General features: G+C 68.5%; 21 protein-coding genes and 1 pseudogene. 18 read left to right on the top strand and 4 right to left on the bottom strand.

What is annotated here, in order from left to right; all coding sequences use genetic code 11:
- Positions 1–30 precede the first annotated feature (30 nt).
- The 5 genes from CN538_RS04530 to CN538_RS04520 are packed head-to-tail and all read left to right on the top strand — an operon-like array spanning position 31 to position 3,589.
- Positions 31–864, top strand: coding sequence for a thiolase family protein (locus tag CN538_RS04530; RefSeq protein ID WP_207233638.1), 834 nt, complete (start codon positions 31–33; stop codon positions 862–864).
- On the top strand, positions 794–1,198 hold the full coding sequence (locus CN538_RS20810; protein ID WP_207233732.1) for a thiolase C-terminal domain-containing protein: 405 nt from the start codon (positions 794–796) through the stop codon (positions 1,196–1,198). The genes CN538_RS04530 and CN538_RS20810 overlap by 71 nt, the downstream gene beginning before the upstream one ends.
- On the top strand, positions 1,195–1,443 hold the full coding sequence (locus tag CN538_RS21985) for a hypothetical protein (protein WP_242495852.1): 249 nt from the start codon (positions 1,195–1,197) through the stop codon (positions 1,441–1,443). Before CN538_RS20810 ends, CN538_RS21985 begins: the two co-directional genes overlap by 4 nt.
- On the top strand, positions 1,344–2,810 hold the full coding sequence (locus CN538_RS04525; protein WP_242495754.1) for an acyl-CoA synthetase: 1,467 nt from the start codon (positions 1,344–1,346) through the stop codon (positions 2,808–2,810). Before CN538_RS21985 ends, CN538_RS04525 begins: the two co-directional genes overlap by 100 nt.
- Positions 2,807–3,589 (top strand): SDR family NAD(P)-dependent oxidoreductase, encoded by a 783-nt coding sequence (locus tag CN538_RS04520; protein WP_106418693.1) that lies wholly within the window; start codon positions 2,807–2,809, stop codon positions 3,587–3,589. The genes CN538_RS04525 and CN538_RS04520 overlap by 4 nt, the downstream gene beginning before the upstream one ends.
- A gap of 12 nt (positions 3,590–3,601) precedes the next feature.
- Here the strand turns inward: CN538_RS04520 and CN538_RS04515 are convergent, their stop codons facing one another.
- On the bottom strand, positions 3,602–4,093 hold the full coding sequence (locus CN538_RS04515) for a DUF302 domain-containing protein (protein WP_207233636.1): 492 nt from the start codon (positions 4,091–4,093) through the stop codon (positions 3,602–3,604).
- A gap of 124 nt (positions 4,094–4,217) precedes the next feature.
- Positions 4,218–5,936: a Na+/H+ antiporter gene (locus CN538_RS04510; RefSeq protein ID WP_106418692.1), complete on the bottom strand. Its 1,719-nt coding sequence runs from the start codon at positions 5,934–5,936 to the stop codon at positions 4,218–4,220.
- A gap of 360 nt (positions 5,937–6,296) precedes the next feature.
- Here CN538_RS04510 and CN538_RS04505 point away from each other — a divergent pair, with 360 nt between their 5' ends.
- The 5 genes and pseudogenes from CN538_RS04505 (at position 6,297) to CN538_RS04495 (ending at position 10,143) form a co-directional block, all read left to right on the top strand.
- A complete protein-coding gene (locus tag CN538_RS04505; RefSeq protein WP_106418691.1) occupies positions 6,297–6,851 on the top strand; it encodes a (2Fe-2S)-binding protein in 555 nt (184 codons plus the stop codon).
- Positions 6,848–7,540 carry an FAD binding domain-containing protein gene (locus CN538_RS04500; protein ID WP_242495569.1) on the top strand — a complete coding sequence of 231 codons (693 nt, stop codon included), beginning with the start codon at positions 6,848–6,850 and terminating at the stop codon, positions 7,538–7,540. The genes CN538_RS04505 and CN538_RS04500 overlap by 4 nt, the downstream gene beginning before the upstream one ends.
- Positions 7,533–7,601, top strand: a pseudogene (locus CN538_RS24970) (hypothetical protein); the annotation flags it as partial. The gene CN538_RS04500 and the pseudogene CN538_RS24970, both read left to right, overlap by 8 nt.
- A gap of 47 nt (positions 7,602–7,648) precedes the next feature.
- Positions 7,649–7,891: a hypothetical protein gene (locus CN538_RS21975; protein WP_242495568.1), complete on the top strand. Its 243-nt coding sequence runs from the start codon at positions 7,649–7,651 to the stop codon at positions 7,889–7,891.
- Entirely contained in the window at positions 7,888–10,143 is a 2,256-nt protein-coding gene (locus CN538_RS04495; protein WP_106418690.1) for a xanthine dehydrogenase family protein molybdopterin-binding subunit, read from the top strand. The genes CN538_RS21975 and CN538_RS04495 overlap by 4 nt, the downstream gene beginning before the upstream one ends.
- On the opposite strand, the gene CN538_RS04490 is transcribed toward CN538_RS04495, so the two are convergent.
- A complete protein-coding gene (locus CN538_RS04490) occupies positions 10,128–10,826 on the bottom strand; it encodes a TetR/AcrR family transcriptional regulator (RefSeq protein ID WP_164999509.1) in 699 nt (232 codons plus the stop codon). The two genes, CN538_RS04495 and CN538_RS04490, sit on opposite strands and share 16 nt — an antisense overlap.
- A gap of 125 nt (positions 10,827–10,951) precedes the next feature.
- Between CN538_RS04490 and CN538_RS04485 the strand changes: the two genes are divergently transcribed.
- The 8 genes from CN538_RS04485 to CN538_RS04460 all read left to right on the top strand — a co-directional run bounded on the left by CN538_RS04485 (position 10,952) and on the right by CN538_RS04460 (position 18,851).
- Positions 10,952–12,040 (top strand): HlyD family secretion protein, encoded by a 1,089-nt coding sequence (locus CN538_RS04485; RefSeq protein ID WP_106418688.1) that lies wholly within the window; start codon positions 10,952–10,954, stop codon positions 12,038–12,040.
- Between the two features lie 13 nt (positions 12,041–12,053).
- Positions 12,054–12,272 carry a hypothetical protein gene (locus tag CN538_RS21970; protein ID WP_242495567.1) on the top strand — a complete coding sequence of 73 codons (219 nt, stop codon included), beginning with the start codon at positions 12,054–12,056 and terminating at the stop codon, positions 12,270–12,272.
- Positions 12,269–13,294, top strand: coding sequence for a DHA2 family efflux MFS transporter permease subunit (locus tag CN538_RS04480; RefSeq protein WP_242495566.1), 1,026 nt, complete (start codon positions 12,269–12,271; stop codon positions 13,292–13,294). Before CN538_RS21970 ends, CN538_RS04480 begins: the two co-directional genes overlap by 4 nt.
- Positions 13,203–13,601 carry an MFS transporter gene (locus tag CN538_RS21965; RefSeq protein ID WP_242495565.1) on the top strand — a complete coding sequence of 133 codons (399 nt, stop codon included), beginning with the start codon at positions 13,203–13,205 and terminating at the stop codon, positions 13,599–13,601. The genes CN538_RS04480 and CN538_RS21965 overlap by 92 nt, the downstream gene beginning before the upstream one ends.
- Before the next feature lie 110 nt (positions 13,602–13,711).
- The gene (locus CN538_RS04475) at positions 13,712–14,128 is read left to right on the top strand and encodes a hypothetical protein (RefSeq protein ID WP_129591296.1); all 417 of its coding nucleotides are present in this window, start codon (positions 13,712–13,714) and stop codon (positions 14,126–14,128) included.
- A 21-nt stretch (positions 14,129–14,149) separates the two neighbouring features.
- The gene (locus tag CN538_RS04470; protein WP_129591295.1) at positions 14,150–16,462 is read left to right on the top strand and encodes a GNAT family N-acetyltransferase; all 2,313 of its coding nucleotides are present in this window, start codon (positions 14,150–14,152) and stop codon (positions 16,460–16,462) included.
- A 112-nt stretch (positions 16,463–16,574) separates the two neighbouring features.
- Positions 16,575–18,050 carry an aminoacyl-histidine dipeptidase gene (locus CN538_RS04465; protein ID WP_106418685.1) on the top strand — a complete coding sequence of 492 codons (1,476 nt, stop codon included), beginning with the start codon at positions 16,575–16,577 and terminating at the stop codon, positions 18,048–18,050.
- Between the two features lie 159 nt (positions 18,051–18,209).
- A complete protein-coding gene (locus CN538_RS04460; protein WP_106418684.1) occupies positions 18,210–18,851 on the top strand; it encodes a Vat family streptogramin A O-acetyltransferase in 642 nt (213 codons plus the stop codon).
- A gap of 42 nt (positions 18,852–18,893) precedes the next feature.
- On the opposite strand, the gene CN538_RS04455 is transcribed toward CN538_RS04460, so the two are convergent.
- Positions 18,894–20,042, bottom strand: a complete 1,149-nt coding sequence (locus tag CN538_RS04455) for an App1 family protein (RefSeq protein WP_242495564.1) — start codon at positions 20,040–20,042, stop codon at positions 18,894–18,896.
- Positions 20,043–20,103: the final 61 nt, after the last annotated feature.

Below are 20,103 nucleotides of genomic sequence, written 5' to 3'. Positions count from 1 at the left end.
TAATTCCATTTTATGGAATACGGAGAAAACATGTCAACGCGAGCCACGATCGTCGGCTGGGCGCATCTGCCGTTCGGCAAGCGCCCCGAGGCCGATACCGAAGCCATGATGGCGCAGGTCACGCCCCAGGCCCTGGCGCACGCCGGGATCACCCCGGAGGCCGTCGATGCCATCTTCGTCGGCGTCATGAACAACGGCTTCTCGCCGCAGGATTTCCAGGCAGCACTGGTCGGCATGGGGGAACCGGCACTGGCCTCGACCCCGGCCACGCGGCTGGAGAACGCCTGCGCCACCGGCTCCGCGGCGATTCATGCGGGTATGGACTTCATCGAGTCCGGCCGTGGCAGGATCGCGCTGGTGATCGGTGCGGAAAAGATGACGGCGCTGCCCTCGTCCGCGGTCGGCGAGATCCTGCTGGGGGCCAGCTACCGCCGTGAGGAGCAGGCACCGGGGGGCTTTCCCGGCGTCTTCGCGCGCATCGCCAGCGACTACTTCGCGCGCTACGGCGACCGCCGCGAGGAGATGGCCATGATCGCGGCCAAGAATCACGCCAACGGCGTCGCCAATCCGCTGGCCCATGTGCGCCGCGATCTCGGCTTCGAACGCTGCAACCGGGCCGACGAGGGCAATCCGCTGGTGGCCGATCCGCTGCGGCGTACCGACTGCTCGATGATCTCCGATGGCGCCGCCGCGCTGGTGCTGGCGGATGCACAGACCGCGCAGTCGCTGCACCGGGCGATCGGCTTTCGCGCCCGGGTGCAGGCCAACGACGTGCTGGCGCTGAGCCGTCGCGATCCGACCGCCTTCGAGGGGCGGCCAGGGCCTGGGGGGGGCGCTGGATCAGGCCGGGCTCGGCCTGAATGATCTCGATCTGGTCGAGACCCACGACTGCTTCACCATCGCCGAGCTGATCGAGTACGAAACCATGGGCCTGACGCCGCGGGGCGAGGGGCATCGCGCGATTCGCGAGGGTTGGACCCACAAGGGCGGGTGCCTGCCGGTCAATCCTTCCGGCGGGCTCAAGGCCAAGGGGCATCCGGTGGGGGCGACCGGCGTGTCGATGCACGTGCTGGCCTGCATGCAGCTGATGCACGAGGCCGGTGACATGCAGATTCCCGGGGCCGGTCTTGCCGGCGTGTTCAACATGGGTGGCGCCGCGGTGGCCAACTACGTCAGCATTCTGGAGCGCGTGCGATGAGCGATACCCGGCAGCATCCCGTGGGCGGTCTCGCGCCGGTGAGCCGGCGGGTGATGAATCTGGCCCACTTTCTCACCCAGGCGGCGCGGCGCTACCCCGAGGCACCGGCGCTGGTGATGGGCGACAGGACGCTTCCTGGCGCACGCTGGATCAGCGTGTCAGTGCACTGGCGCTGGGGCTGCGGGCGCATGGGCTGGAAAAGGGTGACCGCCTGCTGGTGCAGAGCCGTAACGGCTTCGAGATGATCGAGACGCAGCTCGCCGCGTTTCGGCTGGGGGCGATCTGGGCGCCGGCCAACTTCCGTATCGCGCCGGAAGAGGCGGCCTGGCTCGCCGAGTTGACCCAGGCGAAAATGCTGGTGGTGGGTCCGGAGTTCGAGCACCATCGGCGCGCCATGGCGGCGGCCGACCCGGCGCTGCGTCTGACCCTCTGCCTCGGCGAAACGCACGAGGGCGGCGATCTCGGCTACGAGGCCTTGGTGGCGGCGTATCTGGGGCAGACCTGCGCCAATGTGGACGTCGAGCACGACGATCCGTGCTGGTTCTTCTTTACCTCCGGCACCACCGGCAAGTCCAAGGCGGCGGTGCTCACCCACGGCCAGATGGGCTTCATCGTCACCAACCATCTCTGTGATCTGATGCCGGGCACCGATCAGACGAGTGACGCCAGCCTGGTGGTGGCGCCGCTCTCCCACGGCTCGGGGATCCACTATCTGACTCAGCTGGCGCGCGGGGTGAAGACCGTGCTGCCGAGCGCGCCGGGGTTCGATGCCGAGGAGATCTTCGCGCTGATCGACGCCCACCGCATCACCAACCTGTTCACCGTGCCCACCATCGTCAAGCTGCTGGTGGAGGACCCCGCGGCCGAACGCTACTCGGCGGCCTCCCTGCGCTACGTGATCTATGCCGGTGCGCCGATGTACCGCGCCGATCAGCAGCGTGCGCTGGCACGCCTGGGGCCGGTGCTGGTGCAGTACTACGGGCTGGGCGAAGTGACCGGCAATATCACCGTGCTGCCACCGCAGCTGCACAGCGCCGATGACGCGCGCTTCAAGGTGGGCACCTGTGGCTATGACCGTACCGCGATGCAGGTCTCGATCCAGGACGAGGCCGGCCGTGAGCTGCCTCCGCAGGAGAGCGGCGAGATCTGTGTCTGCGGCCTCGGCGTCTTCGCCGGCTACTATGCCAACCCGGAGGCCAACGCCAAGTCGTTCCGCAACGGCTGGTTCCGTACCGGGGACCTGGGTCATCTCGACGACGAAGGCTTTCTCTACATCACCGGGCGGGCGTCGGACATGTACATCTCCGGCGGCTCCAATATCTACCCGCGCGAGATCGAGGAGAAAATGCTCACCCATCCGGATATCCGCGAGGTCGCAGTGGTGGGCATGCCGGACCCGCGCTGGGGCGAGATCGGTGTGGCGGCGGTGGTCCCGCGGGAGGGGGCCGAGCTCGATCTCGCGGCGCTCGAAGGCTGGGTCAAGGCGCACGTGGCGAGTTACAAGGTGCCGCGTCGCTATCACCTGTTCGACAGTCTACCCAAGTCCAGTTACGGCAAGATCACCAAGCAGCTCGTGCGGCAGGCGGTCGAGCGCCGGGAGGCAACGTCATGACGCGCACGCGCGAAGCGGTAAACATCCCGACGCCGACCGGCGGGGCGGCAGTGATCACCGGTGGCGCATCGGGCATCGGCCTGGCAATCGCGTCGATGCTCAAGGCGCGCGGGTGGGAGGTCTGCCTGCTGGATCGCTCGGCCGAGGGGCTGGCCAGGGCGTGCGCTGAGCTCGACCTGCCCAGCCACGCCGCCTGCGCCTGTGATGTGGCCGACGAAGAGGCGGTGTCGGCGGCGGTCGATGCCCTGGCCGCGCATTATCGGCTGACCGCGCTGGTCAACAGCGCCGGGATCGGCATCGACAAGGCCACCCTCGACACCGAAGTGGCGGAGTTTCGCCGCATCCTCGACGTCAATCTGGTCGGCTCCTTCGTGGTCTCGCGGACACTGGCGCGCTACTGGGTCGAGCGCGGGTTGCCGGGGTGTGTGGTCAATATCTCATCGATCTCCGGCAGCTGCGGCAACAAGGGGCGTAGCGCCTACGGCGCCTCCAAGGCGGGGCAGGATGCGCTGACGCGGGTCATGGCCTGTGAGCTGGGCGCCCAGGGGATTCGGGTCAACGCGGTAGCGCCGGGGCCGATCGATACGCCGCTGGCGCGTGCCATTCATACCGATGCGGTACGCGCGCAGTGGCACGAGCGGGTATCGCTGGGGCGCTACGGCCAGCCCGCGGAGGTCGCCAGCGTGGTTGCCTTCCTGCTCTCCGGCGAGGCCTCCTACGTGACCGGCCAGATTCTCGCGGTGGACGGTGGCTTCAGCAGCGCCGGGCTGCGCGCCTGACGCCCGCCGCCATCACGACTTGGTCGCCTCGACCAGCGCCTGCATCTCGCGGCTGAGCGGGGCGACCGCGGGGCAGTCGCCGACGCCGTGGCGCGTGGCGATCCACTGCGGGTCGTCGTAGCCGAGCCAAGTCTGGCCGTCGCTGTCCTGCCAGATCAGCGCCTTCATCGGCAGATCGATGCCGGCGGTGGCGGCGCACTGCATCAGGGGCGTCGAGGTCTTGGGGTTGCCGAATACGATCACTTCGTTGGGCAGCATGGCCATATCGCGGGACATCGCGCCCTGGCGGTGGTCGATGCGCGCGAAGATGGTCATGCCGCTGGTGCGCACGTTGTCGGCGAAGCGGCCGGCCACCTGGTGAACGCTGCCTTCGACCGGGGTGGCGATCAGGCCCGGCACCGTCGCGGTGGCCTGCGTCTCCTGGGCGCTGGCGGCGGTGACGGTAGCGAAGCTCATCAGGGCCAGGCTCGCGGCGGTGATCCAGCGTGACATCGGTCGTCTCATCCCTCTCTCCTGTCGGTATCGAACACTCTGTCTTCATGCGCGTGGAGGACAGGTGTTCATGGTTGCCGTCTATCTGGGGCCGGCCGACCTGGCGTGCAAGGCGGGTGCGGCCCCATGCCGCGGTTCAGTGAGCCGGCTGGCCCTCGTCGCTGGTCAGCGCGGCTTCGGCGAGATCGACCTCGCGCACCAGCTTTCTGAGCACATTGTCGTTGATTCGGTGGCGCTGGCGAAGCTTGTAGTACTCACGGCGTTCGGCACGCAGCGCTTCCAGCCGCGTCTCGCGCTCCAGCTCACGGCTGGTGGCGAGCTGTGGGGTAGCGGTCTCGGTGGAGTGCAGCGCCATACGCTCGCGGTAATAGGCCATCAACTGAGCGCTGATGTCGTTGAACGCGATGATCGTCTCGTCGTTGGTCTGGGCCCGGGCGAACTCACCGGTGCGGTCGTGGTGGAAACGCTCGATACGGTAGATCGCCGCCTCGGCGCCGGCGATGCGCGCGCGCCGCTCCTCGTCGAACTCGCGGGTGTCGCGGGGCAGCTTCAGATTGCGCAGCACCAGCGGCAGGCCGATGCTGCCGGTGATCAGGGTGAACAGGATCACCCCGGTGGCGAGGAAGATCAGCAGCTCGCGGTTGGGGAAGGGGGTGCCGTTCTCCATCAGATGCGGCAGCGACAGCGCCGCCGCCAGCGTGATGGTGCCGCGGATACCCGCCAGGGTCGCTGCCAGCATCAGGCGCAGGGACAAACGGCCGTTGTCGTCGGGGGACGGCAGCCGCGGGCGGCCATGTATCAGGCCGCGCAGTCGCGTCAGCGCCAGCCCGACCTCGCTGGCCAGCCAGATCCACAGGAAGCGCGACAGCAGCAGCGCCAGCGAGATGATCGCCACGTAGCCGAGCAGACGCAGGAACTCGTAGTCGCCGATGTCGTGCAGCGAGTGGTCGAGGGCGCCATTGATGATTGCCGGCAGTTGGAAGCCGAGCAGCAGGAATACCAGCGCGTTGAGCACGAACTCCAGCATCTCCCACACGCTCTGGGTCTGCATGCGCGCATTCAGCTGGCCGACCCGCTTGAGGTCGGCGCGGTTCATCACCATGCCGGCGGCCACCGCGGAGAGAATGCCGGAGAGCCCCAGGTGCTCGGCGAGCAGATAGGCGGCGAACGGCAGCAGCAGCACCAGCAGGATCACCTGGACCGTAGTCGCCTCGCCCAGATGGCGCTCGATCAGGCGGGTGCGCAGCAGGTTGAAGCCCATGGCCAGCAGCGCCCCCACCACCAGCCCACCCACCGCGATGATGAAGAAGCTGAAGGTGGCATCGACCAGCGAGAAGGTGCCGGTGAGCGCGGCGGCGACGGCGAACTTGAACGCCACCAGGCCGGAGGCATCGTTCATCAGCGATTCGCCCTCGAGCACGCGCATCAGTCTTGGCGGCACCCGCAGCCGGCCGGAGATCGAGGACACCGCCACCGCGTCGGTGGGCGAGAGGATCGCCGCCAGGGCGAAGCTCACCGCCAGCGGCAGCGCCGGGAACAGCAGATGGATGAAGTAGCCCACGCCGACCACGGTGAACAGCACCAGCCCCAGTGCCAGCGCCAGGATGGGCCCGCGCAGGCTCATGAACTCACGCTGCGGGAAGCGTCGGGCATCGGCGAACAGCAAGGGGGCGATGAACAGCAGCAGGAAGATCTCCGGCTCCAGCTCGACGTGCAGACCGGACGCCGGCCAGGCCAGCAGGGCGCCCAGGATGATCTGCACCAGCGGCGTCGGCAGCGCCGGCATGAAGCGGGTGATGACGCCGGTGGCCGAAGCCACCAGCAGCAGAATCAGGACCAGGATCAGCGTATTCATGGCGGTCGTGAGTCGTCCTTGCTGGGTGGGTCGGGTGTCGGGCGCGGCCAAGCTTAACCGAAGTCGACGCGTGGGGGAGGCCGGCGGCGACTTTTCCGGACATCTCCGGGCGGGGTGGCGCTCGGGTGTCTATGCTGATCAGTCGACACGGCGACGGCGTCCTGACAGCGCCCCGCCCTGCATGGATTCCCGTGACACCCATTGGTTCCCGGCCGCAGTGTGCCCGGCGCCCGCCAGCGCGGCGTCGGTGCCGCCTGCCCCGAACCGTGGCGTTCACGCGAGTCGCCCCAGACTGCGGGGCGTGGCCGAGCGCAGTGACGCGCACAGGGGCCGCGCCTCGATCACCGATGAGGAGCCGGCATGATGGACGATTCCGTGCATTCCCCGACACGGCGTGGGATCCCTGCGCCCACCCTGAACGTCAACTTCACCCTCAACCAGCAGCCGGTCTCGCTGGACGTGGCCCCCAACGCGGTGCTGCTCGACGTGTTGCGCGAGCAGCTCGGCCTTGGCGGCACCAAGAAGGGCTGCGACCACGGTCAGTGCGGTGCCTGCACCGTGCACGTCGACGGTCAGGCGATGAACGCCTGCCTGCGGCTGGCGGCCATGTGCGAAGGCCAGCACGTCACCACGGTGGAAGGGCTGGCGCGGGAGGGCGAGCTGCACCCGGTGCAGCAGAGCTTCCTCGCCTGCGATGCCTTCCAGTGCGGCTACTGCACCCCGGGGCAGATGATGTCGGCGACGGCGCTGCTCAATGATCCACGCATCGGCAGCGACGATGCCGCGGTGAAAGAGGCGATGAGCGGCAATATCTGCCGCTGCGGCGCCTACAAGAACATCCTGACGGCGATCCAGCAGGCGCGCGCGACCCTGGCCGACGACGCCGCGGGCCAGGCCGCGGAGGAGACCCCATGAGAGCCTTCGACTTCTCCCGCGCCGAGAGCGTCGGCAACGCCGCGCAGCACGGCAACGCCGAGACGACTTTTGTCGCCGGCGGCACCACCCTGCTCGATCTGGTCAAGCTCGATGTCATGCGTCCTGCAGCGGTGGTGGATATCAACGCGCTGCCGTTGAAGTCGGTCGAGCGGCTGGCGGATGGCCGACTCAAGATCGGCGCGCTGGTGACCAACACTGATCTCGCCCATCACCCTGAGGTGAAGCGCGACTACCCGCTGCTCTCCCAGGCGCTGCTGGCGGGCGCCTCGACCCAGCTGCGCAATATGGCGACCACCGCCGGCAACCTCATGCAGCGTACCCGCTGCCCCTACTTCCGCGATGTCGGCAGCGCCTGCAACAAGCGCCAGCCGGGCAGCGGCTGCGATGCCCGCGACGGCATCAATCGCATGCACGCGCTGCTCGGTGGCAGCGCCGACTGTATCGCCGTGCACCCCTCGGACATGTGCGTGGCGCTGGCCGCCATCGGCGCCACCCTGACCCTCGAGGGGCCGTCGGGCGAGCGCGAGGTGGCGTTCGCCGATTTCCACCGGCTGCCCGGCGACACCCCGCATCTCGAGCACGACCTGGCCGCGGACGAGCTGATCACCGCGCTGACCCTCGACGCGCCGCTGGCGTTCGGCTGGGTCACACTATCTCAAGCTGCGTGATCGCGCTTCCTACGAGTTCGCGCTGGCCTCGGCGGCGGCGCAGCTCACGCTGGATGGCGAGCGGATCAGCGAGGCACGGCTCGCCCTTGGCGGTGTCGCCACCAAACCGTGGCGAGCCCCGAGGCCGAGGCGGCCCTGGCTGGCCAGCCGGCCGAATTGGCGAGCTTCGAACGTGCCGCAGAGGTCGCCCTGCGCGATGCCCGGCCACTCGCCCATAACGCCTTCAAGGTCGACCTGGCCAAGCAGGCGATCGTCCGCGCCCTGCGCGACGCCAGCCGCGCCGCACGGCATGGTACCGACCAGAACGACACCGGCCAGGGCGGCACCGATACCCAGGAGAGCCAGGCATGAACGATCTGAACCAGTCGACACTCGACCATCCCCAGGTCGTCGGCCAGCGCACGCCGCGTATCGACGGCGAGTTCAAGCTCACCGGACGCGCCGGCTATACCGGTGAACTCAGCGTCGAGGGCATGCTCTACGGCTATCCGGTCGCGGCGACCATCGCCCACGGCACGCTGGAACGGCTCGACCTCGACGAGGCGCTGGCGATGCCCGGCGTGGTCGATATCTTCCACCACGCCAACTTCCCGCGCCTGCACCGCTCGCCCAACAGCATGGGGCACGGCGATCAGGTGAGCGAGGTGCGCCTGCCGTTCGAGGACGAGCGCATCTACTACCACGGTCAGTACGTCGCACTGGTGGTGGCGGAGAGCTTTGCCCAGGCCCGCGCCGCCGCCCAGCGCGTGGTGGCCCGCTACCGCCAGGAGACCGGCGCGATCTCCAGCCTGCTCGACGGTGCCCACGACAGCCACACCGAAGGCGAGCTGTTGGAAGACGCCGGGACCACCCGCGGCGATCCGGAAGCCGCGTTTGACAGGGCCGCGGTGAAGGTCGATGCGGTCTATCACATTGCCGCCGAGAGCCACCTGCAGATGGAGATGCACGCCACTCTGGCCGAGTGGCGCGATGGCGGCAGCCGGCTGGTGGTGCACGAGTCGAGCCAGGGGGTGTTCTACCAGCGCAACGCCATGGCCCGGATCTTCGATCTGGCGCAGGAGAACATCGAGGTCATCTCCCACTACATCGGCTCCGGGTTCGGCAACAAGCTGTTCATGTGGCCCCACGCGGTGGCTGCCGCCGGTGCCGCCCGTGAACTCGGTCGGCCGCTCAAGCTGGTGCTGCCGCGGGCCCAGGACATGACCGGTGGCGGCAATCGCCCCGCCTCACGCCAGCGCCTGCGGTTGGGGGCGGATCGCGATGGTCGCCTGAGCGCGGTGATCCATGACTCCACCACCGAGACCTCGCTGGTGGACCGCTACGTCGACGCCTGCGGCAGCGCCACGCCGAGCTTCTACGCCTGCGACAACCTGGCGGTGAGCCAGCGCATCCTGGCGCTCAACCACGGCACGCCCTGTCCGATGCGCGCGCCCGGCGAGGTCTCCGGCATCTTCGCGCTGGAGACCGCGATGGACGAGCTGGCGGTGGCACTGCAGATGGACCCGGTGGAGCTGCGCCTGCGCAACTACGCCCATGAGGACCCGGAGAGCGGCCTGCCGTGGTCGAGCAAGCAGCTCGACAAGTGCCTGCACAGCGCCGCCGAACGCTTCGGCTGGGCCCAGCGCGATCCGGGCATCGGGGCGATGCGCGACGGTGACGAGATCATCGGCTACGGCATGGCCGCCTGCACCTGGTTCGCCGGGCGCCAGCCGTGTCAGGCGCGGGTCGAGCTGCGCGCCGACGGCACCCTGTTCGCGGCCTGCGGTACCCAGGACATCGGCACCGGCACCTACACCATCGTGGCCCAGACGGTGGCCGAGCTGACCGGTGTCGCCGTGGCTGATATCGAGGTCAAGCTGGGCGAGACCAGCCTGCCGACGGGGCCGCTTTCCGGGGGCTCGATGGCCACTGCGACCACGCTGCCCGCCGTGGCGGCGGCGGTCCGCGATGCCTTGAGCGCGCTCAAGGAGGTGGCGACCGGCCACGGTGGGGTGTTCGCCGGGGTCGATGCCGACAGCCTGACGGTGGCCGAAGGCGCGCTCAGCGATGGTGAACGCAGCTACCGCTTTGCCGAGGTACTCGAAGCCATGCGCCTGTCCAGTGTCAACGGTCAGGGCAGTAGCGCCCCGGGCGAGGAGAAGAAGCAGTACAGCTTCCGCTCCTTCGGCGCCCACTTCGTCGAGATGCGCGTCGACCCGGGCATCTCACGGGTGCGGGTATCGCGGGTGGTGTCGAGCATGGACATCGGCCGCGCGATCAATCCGCCGACGGCGCGCAATCAGGTCGAGGGTGGCATCGTCATGGGGATCGGCATGGGGCTGTTCGAGAAGCTCGACTACGACCCCCGTGACGCCCGGCTGATCAATGCCAACGTGGCCGACTACATCGTGCCGGTGCACGCCGACATCCCCGAGATCGACGTCGAGCTGCTCGACTACCCGGACTTCAAGTTCAACGAGTTCGGCGCCCGCGGGGTGGGGGAGATCGGTCTCACCGGCATTGCGCCGGCGATCTCCAACGCGCTCTACCACGCCACCGGCAAGCGCTACCGCGACCTGCCGGTGACCATCGAGGCGCTGCTCGCCGATCACGCCTCGGCGTAGCGCAAGCCGCCGACGAAGAGGGAGACGCAGCACGCCACGCGCTGCTCGATCGCCGCCTGTGAAGGCGGCGATTCCAGTTGCAGCAGCTGGGTCAGGTGCAACTCGCCGAGCACCGAGCCGAGGAAGATACCGGCGAGCTCGACCGCGTCGCCCTGTGGCAGTCGCCCGGCGCGCATCTGGCGCTCGAGATAGGTGGCCAGCGCCTGGCGCACACGGCCCGGGCCGGCGGCATAGAACAGCTGGCCGAGCTCGGGCTGGCGCGGGCTCTCGGCCACCACTTCACGGTAGATACCGAGCGTCTCGCAGTCGGTGACCTTGATCAGCAGGGTGACCCCCAGGCGTTGCAGCGCCTCCTCGATCGAGAGCCCGTCGACGCCCTCGGCGGAGAGCGCCTCATAGAGGTAGTGGGAGCGGCGCTCGATCATCGCCTGGAACAACCCCTCCTTGTTGCCGAAGTGACGGTAGAGGGTGGAGAGCGAGCCGCCCGCCTCGGCGACGATGTCGTTGACGCTGACCTGGCCGTAGCCGCGCTCGAGGAACAGCTTTTGGGCCGCGTCCATCAGCGCGTCGCGGCGCTTGAGTCCGCGCTCGGTGGTGGGTGTCAGCGGGCGGTGGGCATCGGTTGAGGGCATGGGGCTGGCGGTGGCCTCGGTGAAGGTGTGGCGCGACGGGCGCGTTGCCAACCGCAACACGATGACGGTGGCGTTTTACAAAAGATAGTGTAGCATACACTACACTTTAGTCGCGCCTGTGTCTCCGGCAAACAGCCGTGTCTCCGGCTCCCAGTCAAAGGCATGAAGATCAACGCATGAAGATCAAGAAAAAGCTCTATACGGCGGCGGCGGTCGTGGTGCTGGCGGTCGTCGCGCTGGTGTTCGCGTGGCACTGGTGGCAGACCGGACGCTTCTTCGTCGGCACCGACAACGCCTACGTGCACACCGACAGTGTGGCGGTGCGTGCCGAACTCACGGCCAAGGTGGCGCGGGTGGCGGTGGCCGACAACCAGCGCGTCGAGGCGGGCCAGTTGCTGGTCCAGCTCGACGACCGCGACACCCGCAGCCAGCTGGCCCAGGCTCAGGCCCAGCTCGCGGTCAACGCCGCCGGTGTGACCCAGGCCCAGCGCCAGATCGAACTCGACCGCGCCAGCATCGACGAAGCCCAGGCACAGGTGAGTGCGGCGGAGTCCGATGTCGCTCAGGCGCGCCAGCATCTCGAACGCTCGCAGTCGCTGGCGTCGAAGAACTACGCCTCGCGCCAGCAGCTGGACGACGACCGCGCCTCGCTGCGCGTGGCCCAGGCCACGCTGGCGGCGCGCCGGGCCAGCGTCGAGTCGGCCAAGCGCCGACTGAGTGCCGATCAGGCTGCGGTGGAGAGTGCCGAGGCCCAGCGCGATGCCGCCAAGGCCGATATCGACTACTACCAGAACCAGCTCGCCAAGACCCGGATCGTCGCCCCGCGCACCGGCGTGGTCGGCAACCGCACGGTGGAGGCCGGCGATCTGGCTCAGCCATCGCTGACGCTGATGCAGCTGGTGCCGACCTCCAGTGCCTATGTCGTGGCCAACTTCAAGGAGACCGACATCGAGCGCATGCGCGTGGGCCAGCCGGTCTCCCTCGAGGTCGACGCCTACCCGGATATCGCCTACACCGGCAAGGTCGACAGCGTGGCGCCGGCCACCGGCACCCAGTTCAGCCTGCTGCCGCAGGACAACGCCACCGGCAACTTCAACAAGATCGTGCAGCGGGTGCCGGTCAAGATCCGTATCACCGGGCCCAAGGATCAGCTATGGCGGCTGCAGGCAGGGCTCTCGGTGGAGCCCTCGGTGGACACGCGTCAGGTCGATGGCCAGGCGATCTACTTCGATCCGGGTCCCGCGCTCGAAGACAGCGCCCCGTGAGGAGTGACGCGGCATGAGTGAGGTCGCGCCGCCCGCCAACGGCGGCCCTCAGGAGATGCCCTCCTGGCACCACCGCTTCGGCTTCATTGCGGCGGTGTTCGGGATGTTCATGGCGATCCTCGACATCCAGATCGTGGCCAGCTCGCTCAACGAGATCCAGGCCGGCGTCTCCGCCTCCAGCGATGAAATCTCGTGGATCCAGACCTCCTATCTGATCGCCGAGATCTCATGATCCCGCTCTCCGGGGTATTGATGCGCTGGCTCTCGACCCGGGTCGCCTTCGTCATCTCGTGTGCCGGCTTCACCCTGGCCAGCCTGGGCTGTGCGCTGGCCACCAGCATCGATCAGTTGATCGTGCTGCGTGCGATCCAGGGCTTCATGGGCGGGGCCATGATCCCGTTGACCCAGGCGGTCAGCTTCTCGCTGTTCCCGCGCCGCGCGATGGGCACGGTGCAGGGCATCATCGGCATGGTGGTGACCCTGGCGCCGTCGATCGGTCCCACCGTGGGCGGCTATCTCACCGAGATCTTCAGCTGGCACTGGCTGTTCCTGGTCAATGTGATTCCCGGCATCTTCGTCACCCTGGCGGTGTGGCGTTTTCTCGACGTCGACAAGGGTGACGCCAGCGTCGCCAAGCGGCTCGACTTCAGCGGGCTGATTCTGATCGCACTGTTCCTCGGCAGTCTCGAGTTCGTGCTCGAGGAGGGGCCCGGCGACGACTGGTTCTCGAGCGAGCTGATCGTGTGGATGACACTGCTCTGTGTCTCCTCCTGCATCGGCTTCTTCTGGCGGGTGCTCACCTGTGAGCATCCGATCGTCGATCTGCGCGCGTTCAAGAACCTCAACTTCTCGATCGGCACCGGGCTGGTGTTCGTGGTCGGCATCGCCATGTACGGGCTGGTCTATCTGATGCCGCTGTTTCTGGGCGGCGTGCGCGGCTACTCGAGCCTGCAGATCGGTGAGGTTGTTCACCACCGGGGTGGCGATGTTCTTCACCGCGCCGGTGGTGGGGCGGTTGACCAACTCGGTCGACCTGCGCGTGCTGCTCTTCTTCGGCCTGCTGCTGGTAGGGATCGGCACCGCGATGAACTCGAACCTCACCAGCGAATCGGGTTTCTGGCAGTTCTTCTGGCCGCAGATCGTGCGTGGCACCGGCATGATCATGTGCATCATCCCCGCCTCGCGTATCGCCCTGGGCACCCTGGGGCCGGCGGAGCTGGGCAACGCCGCGGGGCTGTTCAGCGTGATGCGTAACCTGGGCGGCGCGGTCGGGCTGGCCATGCTCGATACCGTGCGCGACTGGCGTGAGGACTACCACTGGAACCAGCTGATTCCGGCCCTCGATCAGGGGCGGGTGGTGGTCCAGCAGGAGATTGCCAACTACCAGGCGCTGCTGATGGGCCATGTCGCCGACCCCTACCATAGCGCCGTGGCGATGCTCGGCCAGCGGATCGGCGTGCAGACCCAGGTGCTCGCCTACAACGACATCTTCCTGTGGATGGGCTGTCTCTATCTGCTCAGCGTGCCGCTGGTGCTGCTGCTCAAGCGCATCGAGCACTGAGGCGGGGCGGGGGAGGTGCAGGCGCGCGGCGCGGATGATTCAATAGCGCCAGACGCCGGTGGCGTGGCCACGACTGCCGCGCCGCCTTTGCCAACCCGTTTCGGAAATCCATGATGCAGACCCCGCAGCCGCCCAAGCCGGGCGCCGATGAGCCCGTTCGTACCGTATCGCGCCTGATCGGCGCCTTCGCCGCCCCGGTATTGATCTATCTGGTGGTGTGGGAGCTGGCGGCGCGCCTGCTGTTGCCCGGCGTCGCCGCGTCCGGGCGCGAGTTCGTGATCAACCTGTGCAGCGTGTTGATCCCCTGCCTCGGCGTGCTGGTCAGCGTCTACCTGGCCGGCGTGCGCGCCGGGCGCCTGCTCGGTGGCGGCGTGATGTCGCTGTTCTTTCTCTATCTCTATGTCTCCTCCGGCGTGGCTTTCAGCTGGCTGCCGGTGCTGCTGACCCTTGGCGGCGTGGCCCTGGCGCTGGTGCTGGCGCGCTTCTGCCCGACGCTCAAACCCGATCTCGGCGATCTCTTTGGATAGGCGATCTCTTTGGAGAAAGACGTGAGCCCGCTGGCCGCGTGGCTACGTGAGCAGTGTGACGGGCTGCGTGAGCGCCGGGTGCGCGGGGTCCTGTGGATCGCTGCCGACCCCGAGACGGCGCTGACACGCGCTGCCGCGTGGGTCGCCGCCGGTGACTGGCGCACGCCGCTGTGGGTCGGCCCGGCCAGCGAGCGCGTGTCGCCCGATATACCCCGGATCGCTGCATCCAAGGCGCGCTCGCGGCTCGGCCAGGAGCACGATCTGGTGGTCGTCGATGCCGCCTCGCCCCAGGGGGGCTTCGACCCCGACGCCTTCGGTGCGCTCAGCGGCACCGTCCTCGCTGGCGGCTGGCTGGTGCTGCTGACCCCGGCGCACTGGCTCACCCCCGAGGCGGGCCCGTGGCGGGGCGACGCCGACTACCGCCGCCTGACCCAGTGGCCCCACGCGGCGGACACACTGAAGGCGCGCTATCTGCGCCGGGTGGCGCGAGGGCTGACGGCCGCAGACGCGGTGGCCGTTTGGGCGCCCGAGGCGGCACTACCGCGGGCAGGCGCGCCGACGCTATCGTCGGGTGGCTCGGCTCAGGCGCAGACACCGACATCGACATCGACGAGCAGGGACGCCGACTGTCTCACCGCCGATCAGGCCGAGGCGGTGGCGCGGCTGACCCGGCTGCGTCGGCGCCGGCCACTGGTGCTGGTCGCCGACCGCGGGCGCGGCAAGAGCGCCGCCCTGGGGATCGCCGCGGCGCGCCGGCTGCAGCAGGGCGAGCGGCAGCTCTGGGTGACCGCGCCCTCCCGCGAGGCGGTGGCGCCGCTGTTTGCGCGCCTCGTGGCGCTGCTGCCGGAAGGCCGCGTGGATGAGGCGGGTTTCACCCTGGCCCTGGCGGGGCAGACGGCGCAGGTCACCTGGCTGCCGCCGGAGCGGGTGCTGCCCGCGCTCGAGGGTGCAGACATCGACCCGCACTCGCCGCCGACCCTGCTGGTGGACGAGGCAGCGGCGATCCCTGCCCCCCGGCTGATCCGCTGGCTCGAACGCTTTCCGCGGCTCGCCTTTGCCACCACGGTGCACGGCTACGAGGGTACCGGGCGCGGCTTCGAGGTGCGCCTGCGTGAACGTCTCGACCGGCTGACGCCCGGCTGGCGGTGGCTGCGTCTGAGCGCGCCGGTGCGCTGGGCCGAGGGCGACCCATTGGAGGCGCTGACCCGCGATCTGCTGTGCCTCGATGCCGAGGCGGCGAGCGCCGAGGCGGTGGCGGCCAGCGCCGTCAGCCATGCGCCGCACGTGGTCTGGCTCGACCGCGAGGCACTGGCGGCGGACCCCGAGCGGCTGGCCCAGGTCTTCGGACTGCTGGTTCAGGCCCACTACCGCACCGCGCCCAGCGATCTGCGTCATCTGCTCGACGGCCCCGAGGTCATGCTGCCGGCGGTGATGCTCGGCGAGACGCTGGTGGCGATCGCCGTGGTCCAGCCGGAGGGGGGCTTCGACGCCGCCCTGGCCGAGGAGATCCACTACGGCAGACGCCGCCCACGGGGACACCTGATGGCGCAGTCGCTGGCCTTTCATGGCGGTCACCTCGACGCGGCCCGCGTGCGCTGGTGGCGACTCATGCGGATCGCCGTGCATCCGGCCTGGCGCCGCCGTGGCGTGGGCAGCCAGCTGCTCGCTGCGGTGGCCGAGGAAGCCGGTGCCGCAGGGGTCGGTCGGCTCGGCGTCAGCTTTGGCGCCGAACCGGGGCTGATCGCCTTCTGGCGCCGCGCCGGGTTCGTGACTCTGCGCCTGGGGTTGACCCGCGAAGCGGCCAGCGGCGAGCCGGCACTGATGCTGGGGCGGGGGCTGACGCCTGTGGCACGGGATGCGCTGGCCGCCATGGCAATGGATTTCCGTCTGCTGCTGCCGGATCTGCTCAGCCAGGCGGCGCGGGATCTCGACCCCGAGGTGGCGGCGGCACTGTTGTGGGAAGGGGAGCCCGGCCCGGCCTCTTCGGCGGTCGAGGCGCGACTGGCCTGGTTTGCCGCCGGTGGTGGCGAGCTGGCCCTGGTGCGGCCCTGGCTGCGCCAGGCGTGGCTCGACTGGTGGCGACGCCAGCCTGTGCCCGGTGTAGAGGTGGCGTCTGTCAAGGCGGACAACGCGCCGGGCGGCGATGTCGCCTCAGCGCTGGGCACGCCGGCAGTTATTGCAACGGCGGTGGCGGCCCTGTTCCAGGGCCATGACGAACGCCTCTCGGACGACGGCCGGCGGGGGCGTCAGGAGAGCGCTCGGGCGCTCGCCCGTGGCCTGCTCGCAGCGGCCGGTGAAGGCGGCGATATGGTCAAGCCGGCGCCGGGCGAGTAAGGTGTTGGCACGCAGAAACAGGCCGCCCGCCGCGCTGCGGGCCGGGCCCTTCTCTTCCTTCACCGTTGGAAGCCTGCCGCCGCCTGCCGGTGTCGGCGAGGCCGGAATCGACATGAACGATCATCTGTTAACGCTCTCCCCCGAACCCGTCTGGCGTCATTTCCGTACCCTGTGCAACACGCCGCGCGCCTCGGGGCACGAAGCCCGACTGGTGGAAACGCTGGAGCAGTGGGCCGAGGCCCAGGGGCTCGCCCACGATCGCGACAGCAGCGGTAACCTGCGTATCCGCAAGCCGGCCACGCCCGGCTGCGAGTCGGTGCCGGGGATCATTCTCCAGGGCCATCTGGACATGGTTACCCAGGCCAACGCCGACCGCCCCCACGACTTTCTCAACGACCCGCTCGACACCTACGTCGAAGATGGCTGGCTGCACGCCCGCGGCACCACCCTGGGCGCCGACAATGGCCTCGGCGTGGCCGCTGCGCTGGCGATCCTGGAAACCGACGACATCGCCCACGGGCCGATCGAGGCGCTGTTCACGCTGGAAGAAGAGACCTCGATGAAGGGCGCGCTGGGTCTGGCCGAGGGCTGGCTCGAAGGGCGCTATCTGCTCAACCTCGACTCCGAGGATCGCGGCGAGGTCTACATCGGCTGCGCCGGCGGTGCCGACGTGGTGATCGATGCTGACCTGCCGATGCGCGGCTGTGACGAGGAAGAGGTGATGCGGCGTCTCGCGCTCACCGGTCTGGTCGGCGGTCACTCCGGGGTCGATATCCACAAGGAGCGGGGCAACGCCAACCGGCTGCTGGTACGCGCGCTGCGGGCGCTGGAGGAGTACGACATCCGTCTGGTCGACTACTACGGCGGCACCCTGCGCAACGCCCTGCCGCGGGAAGCCTTCGCCACCATCGTGGTCAACGAGAGCCATCTGCCGGCGCTGGAAGCGACCCTGGCCGAGCTGCAGGCGCTCTACCGCGACGAGCTGGCCGGTGTCGACGACGGCGTCACTCTGACGCTCTCGCCGGGCGAGCTCTCCTGCGATGACGCCGAGGCGCTGACCGATACCGCCACCGACCTGCTGGTGGCGGCGCTGCACGCCGCGCCCTACGGCATCGAGCGCATGAGCGTGGAAGTGCCGGGCGTGGTCGAGACCTCCAACAACCTCGGCGTGGTGACGCTGGAGAACGGGCGATTCCACCTCTGCGCGCTGGTGCGCTCGCTGCGCGACAGCGCCACGCGCAACCTGGCCGACCGCTTCACCGCGCTGTTCGGACTGATCGGCGCGCGCACCCGGGTCGAGAACGGCTACCCGGGCTGGACACCGAGCGCCGACAGCGCGCTGCTGGCCCGTTTCAAGCGCCTCCACCAGGAGACCCTGGGCCAGGAGCCGGCGGTCAAGGTGATCCACGCCGGGCTCGAGTGCGGCATCATCGGCAGCAAGTACCCGCAGCTGGAGATGATCTCCTTCGGCCCGGTGATCCGCGGCGCCCACTCGCCCACCGAGCGCACCGAGATCGCCTCGGTCGAGGAGTTCTGGCAGGTGCTCAAGGCGTTGGTGGCGGATATCGGCTCGGGCCGCGCGGCCTGACAGGTCCCTGCCGGATAGGCATCTTCAGGCCGGTGACGTCATGACGCCGGCCTGACAACGACAGCGCGCTTCGACACCCCGCGGCGGAGTGCGACTGCTCCCCTGGGGTTAAAGAAACGCGTTGGAGAAACGCGCTGGAAAAGCCGTTGGAGAAACGCCGTGCACGGTCCGAACCCAGACACCAAGCACCCCATGAAGGGGTTCCCGCAGGTATGTTTCATCAAGAATACGGTGCGGAATCCGAATATCGTCGTCGGCGACTATACCTACTACGACGACCCGGAAGGGGCGGAGAATTTCGAACGCAACGTCCTTTACCACTTCCCATTCATTGGCGACAAGCTGGTCATCGGCAAGTTCTGCGCCATCGGGCGTGGCGCGACATTCATCATGAATGGGGCCAATCACAAGCTCTCAGGCATCTCCACGTATCCTTTCCAGATCTTTGGCAACGGCTGGGAAAAGGTCATGCCGGAAGCGGGTGACTTGCCGTTCAAGGGTGACACCGTCATCGGTCATGATGTCTGGATTGGCTACGACGCGCTGATCATGCCCGGCGTCACCATCGGCAATGGCGCCATTGTCTCTTCACGCGCCGTGGTGGTCTCCGATGTGCCGGCCTATACCATCGTGGGTGGCAATCCGGCCAAACCCATCAAACAGCGCTTCGCGGCGGAAGACGTGGCCAGGCTCAACGAACTTGCCTGGTGGGACTGGCCCATCGAGACCATTACGCAACACCTGGCACACATCGTCGCGGGTGACATCGACGCGCTGATGGCGTGCTCACCCCACGCCTGACGAGCCAGCTCAGCGGCGGTCTCTGAGCGCCAGCACAAGGTATCACTCACGCTGCTGCTGGGCGCGGGTATCGGCGCGCACGGCGTCCAGCCCTTCCTCCGAGATCAGCCCCTTGGCGTGGGCGTGTTCGGCCATGCTCACGCTGTCGCGGGCGAGCACCAGCTCACAGCCGGCGTGGCGCAGCTCTTCGGCCAGCGCTTCGATCGCAGCGTCGCGCGCGGGGTCGTCGTCCACCTTGCGGATGTAGATCGCGCGGACTCGCTCCGGGTGCGCCTTGACGATCTCGGTGTAGACCTCCGGGTCGTGCTGACCGCTGTCGCCGATCAGCACGAAGGGCAGGTCGTCGTAGAGTGCCAGCATGTTGCGGATCACATTCGACTTGTGCTCCTCGGCCTTGCGCGGCCACGGGCGCTTGAGCGTCATGCCCCACTCGCGCAGGAACAGGATCGGGCCGACCGGGATGCGGTTCATGTTGAAGAACGCTTCGAGCATCTCGTAGATGCTCCAGGGTCCGCGCGACACGTAGAGCATGGGGCGCTTGCGGTTGCCCTCGATACCGCCGTAGAGCGCGCGGTAGAGCGCGGCGACGCCGGGGAAAGCGGTACGCTGGTCGGCTGTCTCGACGAACAGCCGATAGAGCATCTTGAGCTTGTTGGCGACCCCGGTATACATCACGGTGTCATCGATATCGCTGATCACGATTAGGTCAGTGCTGGTCGGCGGAATATAGACCTCGGTCTCGGTGCTGATCGCATCCGCCTCGGAGAGCACCTGCAGCTTGGCGGTGTGCCAGATCGCGTCGCCGGGCAGGCTGTGGGTGATCTCGATATGTGCGTAGAAGTAGCCGTCACGGTCGGTGGTCACCGAGGCGTGAGTGGCGCCGAGCCGGATGTCGACCTGCGCCTCGGCGACGCCGCGGCGCACCACGCGGCGGGCGATATCGACCAGATCCTGCATCATGCCGCCCTCCTGCCATGCCAGCAGGCGCCCCGGCTGGCGGAACACGCGCCCCATGATGAAGGCTTCGCGCTGCGAGCCGTAGCCGCGGAACGGGTGCACCACGACCCCGCCGCGGCCGCTGTCGCGGCGTACCGGGCGCGTGAACAGGCGCACCAGTTTCTTGGCGAAGTGGGCCAGCTTGCCGATGAACAGGCGCGGCAGGCGGCGCGATGAAGAGGGGGAGTGGGTCACGGGCTGGCGGTTCCTCGGTCGAGTGCCTTGAGTATGGGAAGCCTCAGGCGATCCCGCAAAG

Origin of the sequence: Salinicola tamaricis (assembly GCF_003006155.1) — a bacterium.
GTDB lineage: Bacteria > Pseudomonadota > Gammaproteobacteria > Pseudomonadales > Halomonadaceae > Salinicola > Salinicola tamaricis.
This window is presented reverse-complemented; position numbering and strand designations above follow the sequence as displayed.

Excerpts from the sequence above, each read along its gene's own strand:
- CN538_RS04530 (WP_207233638.1), top strand. The coding sequence starts at position 31 with ATGTCAACGCGAGCCACGATCGTCGGCTGGGCGCATCTGCCGTTCGGC.
- CN538_RS21985 (WP_242495852.1), top strand. The coding sequence starts at position 1,195 with ATGAGCGATACCCGGCAGCATCCCGTGGGCGGTCTCGCGCCGGTGAGC.
- CN538_RS04520 (WP_106418693.1), top strand. The coding sequence starts at position 2,807 with ATGACGCGCACGCGCGAAGCGGTAAACATCCCGACGCCGACCGGCGGG.
- CN538_RS04515 (WP_207233636.1), bottom strand. The coding sequence starts at position 4,093 with ATGAGACGACCGATGTCACGCTGGATCACCGCCGCGAGCCTGGCCCTG.
- CN538_RS04510 (WP_106418692.1), bottom strand. The coding sequence starts at position 5,936 with ATGAATACGCTGATCCTGGTCCTGATTCTGCTGCTGGTGGCTTCGGCC.
- CN538_RS04505 (WP_106418691.1), top strand. The coding sequence starts at position 6,297 with ATGATGGACGATTCCGTGCATTCCCCGACACGGCGTGGGATCCCTGCG.
- CN538_RS04500 (WP_242495569.1), top strand. The coding sequence starts at position 6,848 with ATGAGAGCCTTCGACTTCTCCCGCGCCGAGAGCGTCGGCAACGCCGCG.
- CN538_RS04495 (WP_106418690.1), top strand. The coding sequence starts at position 7,888 with ATGAACGATCTGAACCAGTCGACACTCGACCATCCCCAGGTCGTCGGC.
- CN538_RS04485 (WP_106418688.1), top strand. The coding sequence starts at position 10,952 with ATGAAGATCAAGAAAAAGCTCTATACGGCGGCGGCGGTCGTGGTGCTG.
- CN538_RS21970 (WP_242495567.1), top strand. The coding sequence starts at position 12,054 with ATGAGTGAGGTCGCGCCGCCCGCCAACGGCGGCCCTCAGGAGATGCCC.
- CN538_RS04480 (WP_242495566.1), top strand. The coding sequence starts at position 12,269 with ATGATCCCGCTCTCCGGGGTATTGATGCGCTGGCTCTCGACCCGGGTC.
- CN538_RS21965 (WP_242495565.1), top strand. The coding sequence starts at position 13,203 with ATGTGCATCATCCCCGCCTCGCGTATCGCCCTGGGCACCCTGGGGCCG.
- CN538_RS04475 (WP_129591296.1), top strand. The coding sequence starts at position 13,712 with ATGATGCAGACCCCGCAGCCGCCCAAGCCGGGCGCCGATGAGCCCGTT.
- CN538_RS04465 (WP_106418685.1), top strand. The coding sequence starts at position 16,575 with ATGAACGATCATCTGTTAACGCTCTCCCCCGAACCCGTCTGGCGTCAT.